The sequence below is a fragment of the Pseudoflavonifractor sp. An176 genome (genome assembly GCF_002160435.1).
Classification (GTDB): Bacteria; Bacillota; Clostridia; order Oscillospirales; family Oscillospiraceae; genus Enterenecus; species Enterenecus faecium.
In genome coordinates, this window is record NZ_NFKO01000037.1 from 1 (window position 1) to 16,575 (window position 16,575).

The following is a 16,575-nucleotide window of genomic DNA, read 5'->3' on the forward strand; positions in this document are numbered from 1 at the left end:
CCGCTGTTTCCAGCTAACGGGGGCCTGGCTCCCGGCGGCGGGAACGCCGCTTCTCCAGGGTAGGCCCGGACGTGGAAACCACCTGATGATAGGGCCAGCTGCCCAAGGTGGCTTGGTGTGGTGGCAGTGACAGGAGCCACAGCAAAGGTGACGGGCCGAATATAGCCTTGACGCAGGCCCAGCCTCGTACCCCAGGGAGGTCCTTAGGGGGGAACGCCCTAAGCGGGTTTTGGTTTCTTTTGCCCGCTCAAAAGAAACCCCCAGCGGGAAGCGTCCCCACCAAGCCAGAGGGCTTGAAAAGAGAAAAGAGAAGGTGGAAGTGGCCTGTTTCAGACTACTTCCACCTTTTTCAGGCTATTGCTTTTGAAACAGGTCCGCAATGGTACGGGCGAACAGCCGCCCGGCGGTGATAGCCTCCTGGAGGGTGTTGCCGTGGCTGCCGATCTCCACCAGCAGGCACCCGGTGGAGTAGTGCTGGTTGAACCGGGAGGTGCGCAGGGCGATGGGCCGGGCCAGGGTGGACCACTTATCCGCCAGGGCCTTCTGGATGGAGGTGGCCAGGGACAGGTTGACCCGCCAATTGGGGTGAGTCTGGCCCAGGGAGTCGGTGCCCATGACCATCATCACCTGGGCGCAGTTCTCCACCGTGCCCGCCACCGTCTTATAGATGGTGCCATCATTGGCCACCAGGGCGTCCCGGTGCACGTCAATGACCAGGCGGATGGAGGGGTATTTGTCCAACGTCTCCTTCACCGCCTGGGAGGAGCGGTTGTAGGCGTCGTTGTAATCGGGGTAGTCGTAGAGGGTGGTGTCGTGGATGACCTCCAGTCCCGCCGCCTCCAAAATCTTGGTCATCTCGGTGCCCACCCGCACCATGTTCTGTTCGGTATTCAGGGTACGATAACTGTCACTCTCCTCATACATGTCGGTGCCGTCCATGGTATAGGCCTCGGTGGCGTGGGAATGATAGATGAGAATGTCGGGGCCCTCCTGAGCCGGGGTGAGTTTGGGGGCGGCCTCCAGCAGGGCTTTGACGTCCAGGGTGTAGTCGGTGTAGTTGCGGATGCTCACGGTGTCATAGGTGGCATACACCGGGGAGTCGGTGGCTTTCAGGGTGCTGGGAATGATGCCGTCCGGGGCGGTGGTGGTTTTGGCCGGGGGCTCCTCGGGGGTTTTATCCTGTTCCTCTTCCTCCGGCGTCGGTTCCGGGGTGGCCGTGGGCTGGGGCGTTTCGGTAGCCACCGGGGCTGGGGTGGCCTGGGCGGCCCCGGCCAGCAGGGAGGACTGGCCCAGAATCACCTGCTGCCACAGGGGTGTGGAGGGCTGGGTGTCCCAGGGCAGTTCCAAATTCACAAGAGCGGCGGTGAGCTGGTCCAGTTGGGCCAGCTGTTTGAGTTTTTCAAGGGCCACCGCGGGGTCGGCGGTGAGATAGACGATCCACAGGGCCACAGCTGTCAGGAAGAGGGCGATGCCCTGCCGGACGCCGCGCAGCAGGGGGGCACTTGTCCTGTTCTTTTGCATAGCATTCACCTCTCCACAACCTATGCCGGGGGGCGGGGGGATAGAACCGCCGGGGAGCGGTTGCAATTGCTGCCAATTTAGGATATGATATTTCCCGATGTATTGTGAAGAAGGAGGCTGTTTTCCCATGAAAGACGGCTTGATATGCGTGGCGGCGGGCACCCCCTCCATCCGGGTGGCCGACTGCGCCCACAACGGGGCGGAAATTGTCCGCCTGATGGAGGAGGCCCAGGAGCAGGGAGTGAAAATTCTCGTCCTGCCCGAGCTGTGCCTCACCGGTTACACCTGCGGCGACCTCTTTTTGCAGGACACCCTGCTGGACGGAGCTCTGGAGGCTCTGCGCAGCGTGATGCAGGCCACCCAACACCTGGAGGTGCTCTGTGCCCTGGGTATGCCCCTGCGGGCGGGGGGGAAGCTGTACAACTGCGCCGTGGTCATCCAGTACGGCCAGGTGGTGACGGTGGTGCCCAAGACCCACATCCCCAACTACGGGGAGTTCTACGAACAGCGGTGGTTTGCCTCCGGGGAGGGGCTGTTCTTTGACCACAGCTTTTTGGTGCGCCTGCCCCACCTGGAGGAGGGCTGGCAGGAGCTGTACGGGGCCTCTCCCCTCATGGAGTGCCCCGATGTGCCCGGCCTGCGCATCGGCGTGGAGCTGTGCGAGGATTTGTGGGTGTCCGACCCGCCCTCCCGTACCCTGGCCGAGTACGGGGCCACGGTGATTTTGAATCTGTCCGCCAGCAACGAGATCGTGGGCAAGAGCAGCTACCGCCGCAACCTGGTGGTGGGCCAGTCCGGGCGGCTGTGCTGCGGCTATGTGTACGCCGACGCCGGGGAAGGGGAGTCCACCACCGACCTGGTGTTCTCCGGGCACAACCTAATTGCGGAAAACGGCACCCTGCTGGCCGAGCGCCGCTTCGGCACCGGGCTGACCATCTCCCAGTTGGACATTGGCCGGCTGTGCCACGAGCGGCAGCGGCTGACCACCTTCCAGAGCCGCCACCCCGAGGGCTGGGCGGAGGTGCGCTTCACCTTATCTGAGACCAAACTCACCCGGCCCATCTCTCCCACCCCCTTTGTGCCTCAAGATGAGGCGGGACGGGCCCAGCGGTGCCAGGAGATTTTGACTCTAGCGGCCTTAGGTCTTGCCAAGCGGCTGGAGCACACCCACGCCGCCACCGCCGTGGTGGGGCTGTCCGGTGGACTGGACTCCACCCTGGCCCTTCTCATCACCGCCCGGGCCTTTGACCTGCTGGGCCGGGCTAAGCGGGATATTCTGGCCATCACCATGCCCTGCTTTGGCACCACTGCCCGCACCCGGTCCAATGCGGAGATTTTGGCCGGAGAACTGGGCACCGGATTCCAGGAAGTGAACATCGGGGACGCCGTGCGCCAGCACTTTGCCGACATTGGCCAGTCCATGGAGGACCACTCCGTCACCTTTGAAAACGGACAGGCCCGGGAGCGCACCCAGGTGCTCATGGACATCGCCAACCGCACCGGCGGCCTGGTCATCGGCACCGGGGACCTGTCCGAGCTGGCCCTGGGCTGGGCCACCTACAACGGGGACCACATGTCCATGTACGCCGTCAACGCCTCCATTCCCAAGACCCTGGTGCGCCATCTGGTGGATTACGTGGCCCGGGAGGAGGGAGGCAACCTGGGCGAGGTACTCCAGGACATTCTGGACACCCCCGTCTCCCCCGAGCTGCTTCCCCCCAAGGACGGGGAGATTGCCCAGAAGACCGAGGACCTGGTGGGCCCCTACGAGCTCCACGACTTCTTCCTCTACTACGCCATCCGCTGGGGCTTCTCCCCCCGGAAGGTGTTCCGTCTGGCGGTATACGCCCTGGGCGACCGCTATGACAAGGCCACCCTCCACCGCTGGCTGGGCAACTTCTACCGCCGCTTCTTCGCCCAGCAGTTCAAGCGCTCCTGTCTGCCCGACGGGCCCAAGGTGGGCTCGGTCACCCTCTCCCCCCGGGGAGACTGGCGGATGCCCAGTGACGCAGTGGCCCGCCTGTGGCTGGAGGAATGGGAGGACCTGGCGTGAAACCATACGTGAGCCTCTTCTTTACCTTTGCCAAAATCGGGGTGTGCACCTTCGGCGGCGGCTACGCCATGCTCCCCATCCTGCAGCGGGAGCTGGTGGACAACAAAGGCTGGGCCACCGAGGAGGAACTGGCGGACTACTACGCTGTAGGCCAGTGTACCCCCGGCGTCATCGCCGTGAACACCGCCACCTTTGTGGGTTATAACCGGATGGGGTGGCTGGGTGGCACCGTGGCCACCCTGGGGGTGGTGTTCCCCTGCCTGGTGATTATCATGGCCATTGCCGCTTTTTTGAGTAACTTTATGCACCTGGACGTGGTGGTTCACGCCTTCAACGGGGTGCGAGCGGGTGTGGTGGCCCTCATTTTGTCCAGCGTGTTGAAGCTGCTGAACACCTCTCTGGTGGACTGGAAAACCCGGCTCATCTATGTGGTGGTGCTCCTTGCGGGCGCTGTGGGGGTGTGGGCCCCCATGCCCGGCGGGGCCCTGGGCCAGGTGCTGGGGACTCTGTGCTCCCCGGTGTTCCTGGTGGTGGTGTCCGGCCTGGTGGGGCTGGCCATCTACGGTAAGAAGGGAGGGGAGAAGGCATGATCTACCTGCGCCTCTTCTTCGAATTTTTCAAGGTGGGCCTGTTCTCCGTGGGCGGCGGCCTGGCCACCATCCCCTTCCTCACCGACCTGGGCCAGCGCACGGGCTGGTTTACCTCGGGGCAGCTGGCGGACATGATTGCCATCTCCGAGTCCACCCCCGGTCCCCTGGGGGTGAACATGTCCACCTACGTGGGCTTTAACACCGCCGGACTGCTGGGTGGCATTGTGTCCACCCTGGGCCTGGTGACCCCCTCCATTCTGGTGATTCTCCTCATCGCCCGGATTTTGAAGCAGTTCCGCCAGTCCCGGGTGGTGAACGCCATTTTCTACGGCCTGCGGGCGGCCTCGGTGGCCCTCATCACCGTGGCCCTGCTGGAAGTGGCGGTGATTGCCCTGGCCAAAGAGGGCAGCCCCCTGGGGGTGCACTGGATGGGCGTGGCCCTGGCGGCCCTGGTGTTTGTGCTCATGCGCTACACTCCCGCCAAGAAGCTACACCCCATTGTGTTCATCGCCTTTTCTGCGGTGGTGGGCGTGATGTTTCAGATGTAATACAAACAGGGTCTGCTGCAAAGTTGAACTTCGCAGCAGACCCTGTTTTATCTAAGGGGTATGGCTCCCTCCCTGGGGGAGGCTTTGAGTCTGGCAATCATCGAAAGCCGGATGTTCGGCGGCGGGAACGCCGCTGTTCCAGGGTAGGCCCGGAGGTGGAAACCACCCGGCCATAGGGCCAGTTGCCCAGAGTGGCCTGGTGTGGTGGCACAAACAGGGGCCACAGCAAGGGTGACGGGCCGAATACAGACTTGACGCAGGCCCAGCCTCGTACCCCAGGGAGGTCCTTAGGGGGGAACGCCCTAAGCGGGTTTTGGTGCCTTTTGCCCGCCCAAAAGGCACCCCCAGCGGGGAGCGTCCCCACCAGGCTGGCAAGCCTGAACCACGGGTGGTTAGACGGTCAACCCCTTACACAAGGCAGTCATTGGCGAGCTGTTTTTGGGGAACTGACAGGTTATCGCAAGAAAAACAGAGATGATGCTCCAATGGTTGCACCATCTCTGTTTGACTCTTTTTCACTTATGATGGTGGTTTTTCCACTGTTGGGATTGCCAGTAAGTGCAATGCGCATGGGTCAAATTCATGGACCGTTCCTCCTGATGTTTCTTAGAGTTGCATTTGGCTAACTCATTAAGATAGCAATGGCTAACTCAGTTGTCAGGAGGAAGAGAGGAAAAATTTTTTTCATCCGGGACAGCCCCTTTCCAAAGCAAGAAAGCTATGCTATCATAATCATGGACACCGCTCCAGGCTGTGGAGCGGTCCGGCATCCATACCATCACCCCGTGAGATGAGGAAACATCACATGAACATTGCGAAAATTATGATCCCCAAGGCCTGTACCATGGTACTGCACCAGGACAACACGGTGCGGCAGGGCTTGGAAACCATGTGTCACAACAGCTACACCGCCATTCCTGTGCTGGACGGGCAAGGGGGATATGTGGGCTGTGTCACCGAGGGAGATTTTCTCCGCCACATTCTGGCGGTGAACTCCACCGACAAAAAGAAGCTGGAACAGACCAAAATCCGAGACATTATGCGCAGTGATTTCTGCCCCGCCGTGAGCATCCGGGCCACCTTCCAAGAGGTGATGGACCTGGCTATGGAGCAGAACTTTGTCCCCGTGGTGGACGACCGCAACGCCCTGTGCGGCATCGTCACCCGGCGCAATCTGCTGGGTGCGGTGGGTAAAAATTATGTGGACCAAAAGCTGGAGTTGCAGCGGGTATAGAGACACGGAATTGGAGCATACAACCACAGAGGTGCAGGAGAACAGCCGGACGTTCTTATGCACCTCTGTCGTTTTGCATGAAATGGGTTTGGCAGGGAACACTAGTCCGGGGGTGATGGCGTGAAGGAGCGGAGCAAATACATCATCATTGGGCTGCTGGCCGGGGTGGCCAACGGTTTTTTCGGGGCCGGAGGCGGGCTGTTTCTGGTTCCCTTGTTTGTGGGCTGGGTGGGGCTGGAGCAGCGGAAAGCCTTTGCCACCTCGGTGGCGGTGGTGCTGCCCCTGTGTGTGGCGGCACTCATCAGCTACGTCAGAAAGGGCGGGGTAGACGTTGCCGTGGCGCTGCCTTATCTGGCCGGGGGGCTGGTAGGCGGCGTGCTGGCGGGTCGGGTGTTTGACAAAATTCCGGTGCTCTGGCTGCGCCGGGGCTTTGGGGCCCTGCTGGTGTATGGGGGCGTGAAGGCGGTGTTGCTGCTGTGAACCTACTGGACTTTTTGGTGGGAGCGGCCACCGGGGTACTCAGCGGCTGCGGCGTGGGGGGCGGCACCCTGCTGGTGCTCTACCTCACCGCCGTGGCAGGGTTGGAGCAGTACCAGGCGGGGGGCGTCAACCTGATGTACTTTCTGGCCTGTGCCGCCCCCGCCCTGGTGTCCCACGCCAGAAGAGGGCGGGTGGAGTGGCAGGGGGTGGTGTGGTGCCTGGTACTGGGCATTCCCGCCGCCATCGCCGCCGGGGCGGTGGCGGGGCAGCTGGACGTGGGACTGCTGCGCCGCCTGTTCGGATTGCTCATGCTGTATGTGGGCATCAAAGAGGTGTTTGCCCGGAAGCCCAACGAGAAGACATAGAAAGGACAAGCCCGGCGGCCATCAGCCGCCGGGCTCGTCCCGGTTTGGTTTGTGTGTGTATGGAGGACAGGGGAAGCGATTACTTACCCTGGCGTTCCTTGCGCTTTGCAGCAGCCATACCGGCCATCAGGGCCGCAGCGCCGCCCAGAGCTGCCACGTACAGCAGCATCTGGCTGTGGTCCCCGGTCTGGGGCACGTTCTCGGGCTTGTCGGTGGCCTCAGGCGTCTGGGAAACCTGGGGTTTGCCGGTGGTCTCGGGAGCGCCACCGGCGGTGAGGCCGTCCATGGCGGCATTCAGAGCGTCCACAGCGGCGTCCACGGTGTTCTGGTCATCCTCGCTGAGGGTTTCGTCCGCCAGCACAGCCTGAGCCTCGGCCAGAGCGGAGCGGAACACGGCCACGCTGTCGGCGGTGTAGCCCTCCAGGTTGAGGTTTTCAGCCTTGTTCAGAAGGTCTTCCAGAATGGACTTATCCGCCTTGAAGCGCTGGGCCAGAATGGCGTCCAGCAGGGCCTGAGCCACAGGCTGGATGTCCTCTTCCATGGCGTCACCGTCTGCGGCTACCGCCTTGGCGTTGGCCAGGGCGTCCACCAGCTGCGGCCAGTCATCGGCCACGTACTTGGTCTCGTCCATGGCCTCAGCCTTGGCGATGAGCAGGTTCAGCTCGTCCTTGTCGCCCTGCACCAGGCCCAGGCCCCAGATGCCCTCCAGCAGGGCGTCCCAGGCAGCGTCCACCTCAGCCTGAGTGGCCTCGGTGTTGTCCAGAACGACCTTGGCATTTTCAAGAGCGGTCTCAAAGGCCTTCTTGGCGGAGTCGGTGACACCGTCGGTGGACAGGGTCACGGCGTAGTCATAGGTCTTTTGCAGCAGGGTCTTGTTGGCCTCGGGGGTGGGCTCGGGAGTCTCGCCCTCGCCCATGGCGGTCTCCAGGGCCACCTCGGCGTTGTAGAGCTGCTCCTGGGTCACGCCGTCCAGGTTATTAAGCAGGGCCTTGGCGTCACGCAAAGCGGTCTGGAAGGCGTTCCAGTCCTCACCCACGAAGGTGTCCTCGGTGATGCCCTCGGCCAGGGTCACAGCCTCTTCCAGCCACTGGGTGTTCAGGACCGACTTGGTCTCCAGCAGCTTGACATAGGCGTGATAGCGGTAGTTGTAGGCGTCGTACATGGGGTAGAAGTCCAGACCGTCCAGGGTCAGGTGGGGGGTCTCGCCGGTGCCGGCGGGCTCCACGATGGACACCACCTGGTCCAGGTTGCTGTCGTTGGCGGACACGGTGTACCAGTTCATGGGCACGTAGGTGTCACGGGTGTCCTTGGCCACCATGACCATGGGACCATACATCAGGGAGGCAACCACGTCGCCGTCCACGGTGTCGGGGGTCTTGTCCAGGTGCACGGTGTAGGGCATGTTCACGGTGACCACGTCGCCGTCGTTCCAGGTGCGCTGGATGGCCACATAGGAGCTGGGAGTGGCGCCGTCGATGACCACGTCCCCGTTGACGGACACGGTGAAGCCGGCGGTGGCCCAGTAGGGCACGCGGAGCTTCATGGTGAAGGTGCCGGAGCCGGACACGGTGAGGGTAGAGGTCTCAGAGGGGAAGAGGGTGTCCTGGGACACGCTCACGCCCTTCTCGGCCCAGTCCACGGTGGTGGGCATGTACAGGTTGACATACAGGGTGTCATCGGTCTTGGCGTAGGTGGCGGCCTGATACTGGACGTGGTTTTCCATACCAGTGCCGTTGCAGCAGGTGAATCCGCCGTAGTCGCTGTCAAAGTCACGGCGCTGGCCGGGATCGATGGGCAGCATGTAGGTCACGCCGTTGTGCATGTACTCGGTGGTGTCGTGGCTCTGAGAGGCCAGGATCTGGTTGATGACGGTGCGCTCATAGTAGTCCATGTAAGCGGCGTTGTCGGGGTCGTACTGGTACAGTTCCCGGGTGAGCTTGAGCATGTTGTAGGCGGCGCAGGTCTCGCAGTTCTCTCCGCGGCCCTCGTTGCCCAGAATGTTGGCGCCCTGCTCATAGGGGTCCTGGAAGCGCTCGCCGGTGCCCACGCCGCCGATGGAGTAGGCATAGCGGGAGGTGACTAGCTCCCAGAAGTTCTCGGCTACCCGATAGTAGTAGTCGTCGCCGGTGGCGTTGTACATGTGGATGGCGCCCACGATCTGGGGGATGTGCTGGTTGGCGTGGCGGCCCTGGATGGTGTCCTCGCCAGCGGCCAGGCCGTCAAAGAAGTCGGTGTTGTCGAACATCTTGGCGGTCTCCAGATACCGCTGGTCGCCGGTGAGCTCGTACAGACGGGTCATGGACTCGTTCATGCCGCCGTACTCGCCGGCGATGTACATGCTCCACATCTTGGCCCGCTGCTCGGGAGTGCAGGCGCTCAGGCGGTCATACACCCACAGACCCAAGTCCTTGGCCACTTCCAGGCCGGTCTCGTTGCCGGCGTAGATGTAGCTGTCAAGGAAGCCAGCCAGCAGCTTGTGCATGGTGTAGTAGGGAGCCCAGATGGTGGCGTAGGGGGTGTACTGCTCCAGCAGAGCGAACTGGTCGGGAGAGTAGGCGCTGAGGAAGCCCTCGCCCCAGGTGGAGGGGTCCTTGCTCCACAGCTCCTGAGCGGCGCTGGTGGGAGTGCAGGCGGTCTCAAACTCGCTGGACACGCCCTGGGACAGCTCCTGGAGCTTGCGCATCTCGGTGACCATGTAGTCCAGCTTGTCCCGGTAGGTCTCGTCGCCGGTGGAGGCGTAGGCCTGAGCCAGGGCGGACATGAAGTGGCCGGTGGAGTGGCCACGCAGCAGGCCGGAGGGCTCCTCCCAGCCGGTGAGGGGCTGAGCGCCCTTGGTGTCCTGACCGAAGGCGGTGCGGAAGTTGTAGAGCATCCGGTCGGCGTCCATGATCTTCAGGTACTCCAGGGTGCGGCCCATGTTCTCACCGAACATGGTGTCGGTGCCGTCCAGAGACACGTCATCCAGGTAGAACAGATAGGCCTGGGCCTCGGGGGCCACATAGTCCTGATCCTCCACGGTGATGGTGGCGGTGACTTCCACGGTGGAGTCCACCACGTGGCCGGTGAGGGTCTGGGTGCCGGCGGTGGCGTACATATCGCCGGTCTGGCCGGTGGGCCAGGTCACCTTTTCCATTCCGGTGGTGGAGTCCTCATAGGTGACCTTCACCACGGCGGGGAGGGAGGGAACGATACCCACGGAGGTGGTCACGTCCACGGCCTCGGCCTTGACGATGTCCAGCCGCTCATAGAGGGGCAGGATGGTCACCTCAAAGGTGCGGGTCTCCTGGGCGGAGCCATAGGAGATGGTGGCGGTGAGGGTGACGGTGACGGGCTCGCCCACGGGGCGGGTCACGGTGCCGTCGTTGGCCAGGTACTCCTGGTTGGAGCTCTCCCAGGTGATGGTGGAGTCCAGAGCGCCACGGGTGGGGAGAATGATGTTCTCCACCACGGCGGAGAGGCTGCCCAGGTTGATGGCGTCGGCGTCAGCGCTCACCCGCTGCTCATCGGTGGGCTGGGCGATGACGGTGACAGTGAACTCCTTGGTGCGGCTCACGTCGCCGGAGGTGATGGTGGCGGTGAGGGTGGCGGTGGCGTCGGCCTCACCGGGCTGGGGACGGGTGACCACGCCGGTGTTGGTGATGACATCGGCATCGGAGGTCTCCCAGGTGATGGCGCTGCCAGCCACGCCGGTGGTGGGCAGGTCCAGGTTGTCGGTGAGGGCGGAGGTGTCGCCCAGCGTCAGGGCGTTATAGTCCCGCTCCACCCGCTGGTCGTCGGGGATGTTGTACATGGCGGCTACTTCGTCCTCGGTCATGGCGTAGTCATAGATGCGGAAGTCGGCCACCATGCCGTTGAGCAGGTCGTTGCCGAACTGGCCGTAGCCGATGTAGTTCTGGGTGGAGCCCTCCAGAATGGACAGGTCGGCGTTGGTGACCACCGAGTCGCCCACCTGGGCGCCGTCCTCGTACATGGTCATGGTGTTGGTCTCCCCGTCAAAGGTGACGGTGGTGAGCTTCCAAACGCCGGTATCCAGAGCGGTGCCCTTCTCAGGGCCCATCTCGTTGCCCCAGCCGCTGTTGGTGAGGGCGGCGGTGTAGCCGGTGTGTCCGGTGTTGTAGCCGGAGTCCAGCAGGTACATATAGCTGGTGGTGTTGTGGCCGATGTCCCAGATGCGGGCGTAGCCGGAGGACTGGTTGACATACACCCAGCAGCTGATGGTCACGGAGTCCAGGCCATTGAGCACGCCGGCGGGCATCTCCACGTAGTTGTGGCCGGTGCCGGGCTGGCCGCCCTGGAGCACGATGGCGGTCTGGGTCTCGCCGAAGATTTCCACTTCTTTGGTCTCCACGCCGCTGCCGCGGGGCATGACCTCGCCGCTCTTGCCGTTGCCGCTGACGTCGTTGACAATGGTGCCGGTCTTCAGAGACTCAAAGTCGTAGTGGAGGACCAGGCCCTCGTCGGCCCGGGGCTCTGCCTGGGGCAGCTGGGCTGCCAGCACGTAGGTGGGTACCATGCCCACCAGCATGGAGGCGCTGACCAGCCAGGTGCCAATCCGGGTCCAGGTTTTGCGTTTCATTGATACATCGCTCCTTTCATTTGGTGGAAGTGCCGGGGATGTATAGATGGAATAGACGGGCCCCCTCTCTTGTGCCCAATTTTTAAATTTGTCTGTTTTAGAATAAAAAACATACAAATTATCCGTAGATGGGCAAATTCGTACCATGTGAGTCCATATTAGCCGGGGAATTCTGGGAAGTCAAGGGAGATGGGAGAAAGTTACATGAGAAAAAATGGGTGAAATTTGTACTGGTTTTTTCCTTGCAGTAAAATATCTATCTGTGAAAAATGCTGTAAAACATGAAAACATAGCGTGTTATGTGGCGGTTTTTCTGGGAAGAGTGGAGAAAATACAGAGGGGATAAATCAAGTCAAGTTGCACAAATGGTAATAATAAAACGTGAATTTGATGATACAAAAAAGCGAAGACACACCGGGGGGATTTCCCGGTTTTAGGATAGAATCGGGGAAGAGGGGAAAAATGCCCAGCCACAGGCGGCTGGGCGTCATTTGGTATGGATTTTGGGGAAGTTGTCATGAACTTCCAGGCAAACAGCATGGCCTTGCCGGAAGGGAGAGACTTTGATAGAATAAAGAGCAAGAAACATGGGAGGTGACCGGGATGCAAGTGAATTTTTACGAGCAAGTGGACGACAAACGGCTGCGCTTTGCGGTGATTGTGGCACGTCACAGGGGCAAGTGGGTGTTCTGCAAGCACTGGGAGCGGGACACCTATGAACTGCCTGGCGGACACCGGGAACCTGGTGAGAGCATTCCGGAGGCCGCCCGAAGAGAATTGCAGGAGGAGACGGGAGCGGCGGCGTTTTCCATACACCCGGTGTGTGTATACTCGGTGATTGGGAAAAATCGGGTCAATGAGTCGGGAGAAGAGTGCTTTGGAATGTTGTATGCCGCTGAAATCGAGACCTTCCAGGGTCAGCTGCACAGCGAGATGGAGCGGGTGCTGCTGTTGGACCAGCTGCCCACCCGGTGGACCTATCCGGAGATACAGCCCCGGTTGGTGGAGGAGTACCGGAGAAGAGAAAGAGACGGAGATACCCTATGAATCAAGAATTTTGGACCATGTTAGAGGAGTTGGTGCGGCAATCGGACGTGGTCATTGATCGCCCGAACGGTTCGGCGCACCCCAAATTTCCCGATACCATCTATCCGGTGGACTACGGATATTTGAAGAACACCACCTCCATGGACGGGGAGGGCATTGACGTATGGGTGGGAACTGCGCCGGAGCACACCGTGGACGCCATTGTGTGCGTGGTGGATGTCTGGAAGCGGGATTCGGAGATGAAAATCCTGATTGGATGTACTCAGCAGGAGAAAGAACTGATTGAGGAGTTCCACAACAAATCCCAGTATATGAAAGGCATTTTGATTTCCAGAGAAAGGACCTAGAGACATGCATTTGGACACACCACGGCTGACCATCCGCAGTTTTGTGCCGGAGGATGCCGCCGACTTGCAGGAGATTTTAGGCGATGCCAAGACCATGGAGTATTCCGAGCCACCCTACGACTTGGAGAAGACCAAGCAGTTTCTGGCCTCCTTTTGCATTGAAAGGGGCGGCGGCGTGGCGGCGGTGCACGTGGAGACAAACAAAGTGATCGGGTACATCCTCTTTAGCCAAATCCAGCCGGGAGAGTATGAGCTGGGCTGGTTTTTCAATCGGAAATTTTGGCGGCAAGGCTACGCCTTTGAGGCCTGCCACGCTGTGATCGAGTACGCGTTTGATGTTCTGGGGGCAAAAAAGGTCTTTTCCGAGACCATTGATGGAGTGAAATCGGTGGCTCTCATGGAGAAGTTGGGGATGGAGCGGGAGGAGGTTCAGCCGGACCCGGAGCACGGCTGGCAGTGGTACGTCTATGCCATACACAGAGAGTAAACCATGTTTCCGTGCTGGTGTAACAAATTCTTGAACAAAAATGGCCTGTTGCGGCGCAATCACGCTGCAACAGGCCATTTTGGCGTTTTAGAAGCTTCCAGGCGGGGGCGTGAGGTACAGCATCAGACCAAGCACGCCATAGCCAGCACAAACACTCCGCATACCATGGACAGGACTCCCGCAATCAAACAGCCCATGGCAGAGGTGTGGTCTTCTTGGTAGCCCTCCAGATAGCTGCAATCCGGCTGACTGGCATCGTAGCGGACATTCACCCCATCGCCGATGTGATAGAGACAACGTGTGGTGCCAAATTGCAATTCCACCCGCAGGACCTGGTCGTTTACAGTGTACTCATAGACCGGAAAATAGCACATCCGCCGCCGTCGGCTTGTTTTGATGGGCATGCGCTGTATGCCCACAATAGTCCCTCGGGTCCGAGCCAGGCAACGGCGCTTCTGGCGGCTTCGGTCCCGGAAAAAGCAGTATCCGATTCTGGCAAACAAAAAGCCGATGCCGCAAAACAGCAAAGCAACGATGATACCGCCTATGATTCGATCCATCTGGTCACCTCCATATTAATCTGTGGGTTTTATCATTCAAAAGGGGTTTAGTTATCGGGCCCTTCTCCCTGTCCCCACAGGGAAGAGCAGCCAGAGAAGCCAGCGCTTCCAAATGGAGGCGGACTGCCTGAGCCGCGCCACCTCGTCCCGGAACTGGCCCAGCACCAGGCTGCGCTCCTGCTGCGTGAGGGTGTGCTGGCTGAACCGGGCCTTGCGGGCCAGGTCCTCGGTCTCAGCCCCGGCCTTGCCGCCCAACCGCTCCAGCAGCCCAAACCAGCGATAGACCTTCAGCACAGCGGCGTTGGTGTCCTTGTCCTGGCCCATCTTGCGCCAGAGTCGGTACCGGAGCCGACGGGTCAACCACAGCCCCACCGCCACGACTACAACAGGCATTACCCACACCAGCCAGTCCAACCGAAGCTGGATGCCGCCCTGGTCCGGAGTCTCCGGGGCCACGGTAGGAGTGGGGGTCGGTGTGGCGGGGGCAGAGGTGGCGGTGGGTGCGGCAGAGGGAGCCGTGGAGGCCACAGGGGCCTGGCTCTGGTTCGGGGTGTCTCCCGTGGAAGTAGGAGTCACCTCCACCGGATACCAGCCGTATCCGTACAGGTAGATCTCCACCCAAGCGTGGGCATTGGAGTCCACCACACGGGTGGTGTATTCCCTCGTGTTCTGGTCCAGGGAAGAGGAGGGGATGGTGGTGACATATCCGCTGACATACCGGGCGGGGATGCCCTGGGTGCGCAGCAGCAGGGTGGCCGCCGAGGCAAAGTGGACGCAGTAGCCCCGATGGCTCTCCTCCAAAAAGTAGGTGACAAAGTCCTCCTCGGAGGGGGTGCGGGGGGTGCGCAGGTCATAGGTGGCGTTGCGCTCCAGCAGCTGGGCGATGATGGAAGCGGTGTTCAGCTCACCAGCATATTCTCCCGTGGCATCCGCCCGGATAGGATCGCCGCTGTTCTCCAGCTCCTCCATGGCCTGAGTGTACCAGTCCAGCAGGTTGTCGGAGATCTCCTCCGGCACGGCCAGATAGGTGCTGTAAATTTCCTCCCGCTCGGATAGAGAGGGAATGATACCCTTGGCGGAGGGGGAGTCATCCAGAGGGTTATACCCCACCGTATAGCTCTGCTGGGGCTGGGGAAATGCCACAAGCGAGTCACGGAACAGCAGCTTATCCTCCACCATGATGGCTTGGTAGGGCAGATAGACCATGGTGTTGGGGGAGGTGAGGTTGGTGATGGTGGCGGAGCGGGAGTAGTAGCTAAACTGGGGGTCAAAATTGGAGAGATTTTCCGTGGAGTTGGGCTCTACCCCCGTCCAGGCCTGGGAGGAGTAGTCCCGGTACACCTCTCCCCGCAGATACATGGTGCCGGGCTGGGAGGCGGACACCTCCAGCATGGACCGCCCGGTGTAGCTGCGGGGGCCGGCGGTGTAGAAGTCCATTCGGGGGGCATTTTGTCCCGCATCGGGGCTGGATGGCCCGCCGCCCAGGGTTTCCTCCGAGGGGAACCAGTCCAGGAGGTTGAGTTGCTCCTGGAGGTACACGGCCCAAGTGGGCTGGGTGTACTGCTGGAAGGGGAAGAGGAGGAGGATTAGCCAAATCAACGCCAGGGACACAGGCAAGGTTACCAGGGTGATGCGGGCGCCTCCGCTGGGGTCCCGTCGGGCGGCCAGGCTGGACAGCAGCAGGGCGGCCCAACCGGCACAGATGACCAACATGGCAGACCAGTCCAGCTCCACCTCGGCCAGAAAGGCGGGCAGAAGCCAGGGCAGGGTGAGGGCGAAGGTGAGCCAGAAGGCCCGCAGGCGGTGGATGGCCCAGCCCAGAGGCAGCGCCAGCAGGGCAAAGACAGCGCCCAAAAAGATTTGGGTGGCAGCCTGGTGCTGGGAATCGGGCAGGGAGTAGGGCAGGGTATAGGACACGGAGAAATAGGTGTTCTCCGTCCAGAAGTCGGTGAGGGCCTCCCAACAGGACTGGGCCCCGTAGACAAACAGGGCTTGGTTGTAGAGCAGCATTGCTCCGGTCAGCCCTAAGGTCAGGAGCACCAGGCCTTCACGGTGTCGGGGCAGGGCCCAGATCACGGTGGACACCGCCACCCCCAGCAGACCCATCACCAGCACGGGGGTGAACTCAGCGGGGAACTGGTAGACCACAAGGGAAAACCGGAGGATGGAGGAGAGCAGCAGCACTTGCACCAACACCCCCGCCGTCAGGGACAGGGGCGTGGGGGGAGCGGGCTGCCGCACAGAGGGAACTTTGCCCAGGGGTTCGCGACTCATGGGGCATCCTCCTCTCCAAGGGTGACGTGGACCCGGGGGGCTTGCCCCAGGCGGGACAGGTCCAGGGGAACGGTGGGGGGCTGGGTGGGAGCGGGACAGGAGAGCAGATCGGCCATGGCGGCCAGAAGCTGGGCCTGAGAGGCCACCGCTTCCTGCCGCTGGGCCTGGTCCCGGTCCATCCACACAATGGTGTGGGGAATCTCCCGGCCCAGCAGGTTCAGACAGACCGTCCACAGACGGCCCAGCACCTGGTCCAGGCGGTCCCCGTCTCCAAACAGGTCCACGGTGACCGCAGCCTGAGGCAGGCCGGTTTTCACCGGCTCCCGCACCACCAGGCTGTCGTGCTTGGAGGAGAGCTTCCAGTGGATGGACCGCAGGGGGTCCCCGGGTCGGTACTCCCGCAGGTCATAGTCCTCCATGGAGGGGGCACCCCGCCATTTTAGATTATCCCCGGCGGGCATCTGAGGCAGGGGGGGCAGGTCCTCGGTGGGGG

At 61.6% G+C, this 16,575-nt stretch carries 14 protein-coding genes; 9 read left to right on the forward strand and 5 right to left on the reverse strand.

The genetic code is table 11. The annotated features are described in order from the left end of the window. Positions 1-354: 354 nt before the first annotated feature. Positions 355-1,521 (reverse strand): stage II sporulation protein P, encoded by a 1,167-nt coding sequence (locus B5F12_RS10540; protein WP_143482383.1) that lies wholly within the window; start codon positions 1,519-1,521, stop codon positions 355-357. Between the two features lie 127 nt (positions 1,522-1,648). Here B5F12_RS10540 and B5F12_RS10545 point away from each other — a divergent pair, with 127 nt between their 5' ends. The 6 genes from B5F12_RS10545 to B5F12_RS10570 all read left to right on the forward strand — a co-directional run bounded on the left by B5F12_RS10545 (position 1,649) and on the right by B5F12_RS10570 (position 6,791). After that, entirely contained in the window at positions 1,649-3,574 is a 1,926-nt protein-coding gene (locus tag B5F12_RS10545) for an NAD(+) synthase (protein ID WP_087234171.1), read from the forward strand. Then, on the forward strand, positions 3,571-4,164 hold the full coding sequence (locus B5F12_RS10550) for a chromate transporter (protein ID WP_242954947.1): 594 nt from the start codon (positions 3,571-3,573) through the stop codon (positions 4,162-4,164). The genes B5F12_RS10545 and B5F12_RS10550 overlap by 4 nt, the downstream gene beginning before the upstream one ends. Next, positions 4,161-4,712, forward strand: a complete 552-nt coding sequence (locus B5F12_RS10555) for a chromate transporter (protein ID WP_087234175.1) — start codon at positions 4,161-4,163, stop codon at positions 4,710-4,712. Before B5F12_RS10550 ends, B5F12_RS10555 begins: the two co-directional genes overlap by 4 nt. Positions 4,713-5,517: 805 nt before the next feature. Further along, complete coding sequence (locus B5F12_RS10560; RefSeq protein WP_087234177.1) at positions 5,518-5,946, forward strand: CBS domain-containing protein; 429 nt, start codon at positions 5,518-5,520, stop codon at positions 5,944-5,946. A 120-nt stretch (positions 5,947-6,066) separates the two neighbouring features. Next, positions 6,067-6,426, forward strand: coding sequence for a sulfite exporter TauE/SafE family protein (locus B5F12_RS10565; RefSeq protein ID WP_087234179.1), 360 nt, complete (start codon positions 6,067-6,069; stop codon positions 6,424-6,426). Then, positions 6,423-6,791 (forward strand): sulfite exporter TauE/SafE family protein, encoded by a 369-nt coding sequence (locus B5F12_RS10570; protein ID WP_087234181.1) that lies wholly within the window; start codon positions 6,423-6,425, stop codon positions 6,789-6,791. The genes B5F12_RS10565 and B5F12_RS10570 overlap by 4 nt, the downstream gene beginning before the upstream one ends. Before the next feature lie 79 nt (positions 6,792-6,870). Here B5F12_RS10570 and B5F12_RS10575 read toward each other — a convergent pair whose 3' ends face one another. Then, on the reverse strand, positions 6,871-11,367 hold the full coding sequence (locus B5F12_RS10575) for a beta-L-arabinofuranosidase domain-containing protein (RefSeq protein ID WP_158096801.1): 4,497 nt from the start codon (positions 11,365-11,367) through the stop codon (positions 6,871-6,873). Between the two features lie 603 nt (positions 11,368-11,970). On the opposite strand from B5F12_RS10575, the gene B5F12_RS10580 reads away from it, so the two are divergent. From B5F12_RS10580 to B5F12_RS10590, 3 genes are read left to right on the forward strand one after another with little or no spacing between them, the layout of a single operon-like run. After that, positions 11,971-12,414: an NUDIX domain-containing protein gene (locus B5F12_RS10580; RefSeq protein ID WP_087234183.1), complete on the forward strand. Its 444-nt coding sequence runs from the start codon at positions 11,971-11,973 to the stop codon at positions 12,412-12,414. Beyond that, a complete protein-coding gene (locus B5F12_RS10585) occupies positions 12,411-12,761 on the forward strand; it encodes an inorganic pyrophosphatase (protein WP_087234185.1) in 351 nt (116 codons plus the stop codon). Before B5F12_RS10580 ends, B5F12_RS10585 begins: the two co-directional genes overlap by 4 nt. A 4-nt stretch (positions 12,762-12,765) precedes the next feature. Continuing rightward, positions 12,766-13,248 carry a GNAT family N-acetyltransferase gene (locus B5F12_RS10590; RefSeq protein ID WP_087234187.1) on the forward strand — a complete coding sequence of 161 codons (483 nt, stop codon included), beginning with the start codon at positions 12,766-12,768 and terminating at the stop codon, positions 13,246-13,248. A gap of 122 nt (positions 13,249-13,370) precedes the next feature. Here the strand turns inward: B5F12_RS10590 and B5F12_RS10595 are convergent, their stop codons facing one another. From B5F12_RS10595 to B5F12_RS10605, 3 genes are all read right to left on the reverse strand, one after another. After that, the gene (locus tag B5F12_RS10595) at positions 13,371-13,808 is read right to left on the reverse strand and encodes a DUF3592 domain-containing protein (protein WP_087234189.1); all 438 of its coding nucleotides are present in this window, start codon (positions 13,806-13,808) and stop codon (positions 13,371-13,373) included. 51 nt (positions 13,809-13,859) lie between these two features. After that, positions 13,860-16,082, reverse strand: coding sequence for a transglutaminase-like domain-containing protein (locus B5F12_RS10600; RefSeq protein ID WP_087234191.1), 2,223 nt, complete (start codon positions 16,080-16,082; stop codon positions 13,860-13,862). Beyond that, the coding region (locus B5F12_RS10605; RefSeq protein ID WP_143482384.1) for a DUF58 domain-containing protein at positions 16,079-16,575 on the reverse strand (497 nt) is incomplete at its 5' end. The genes B5F12_RS10600 and B5F12_RS10605, both read right to left, overlap by 4 nt.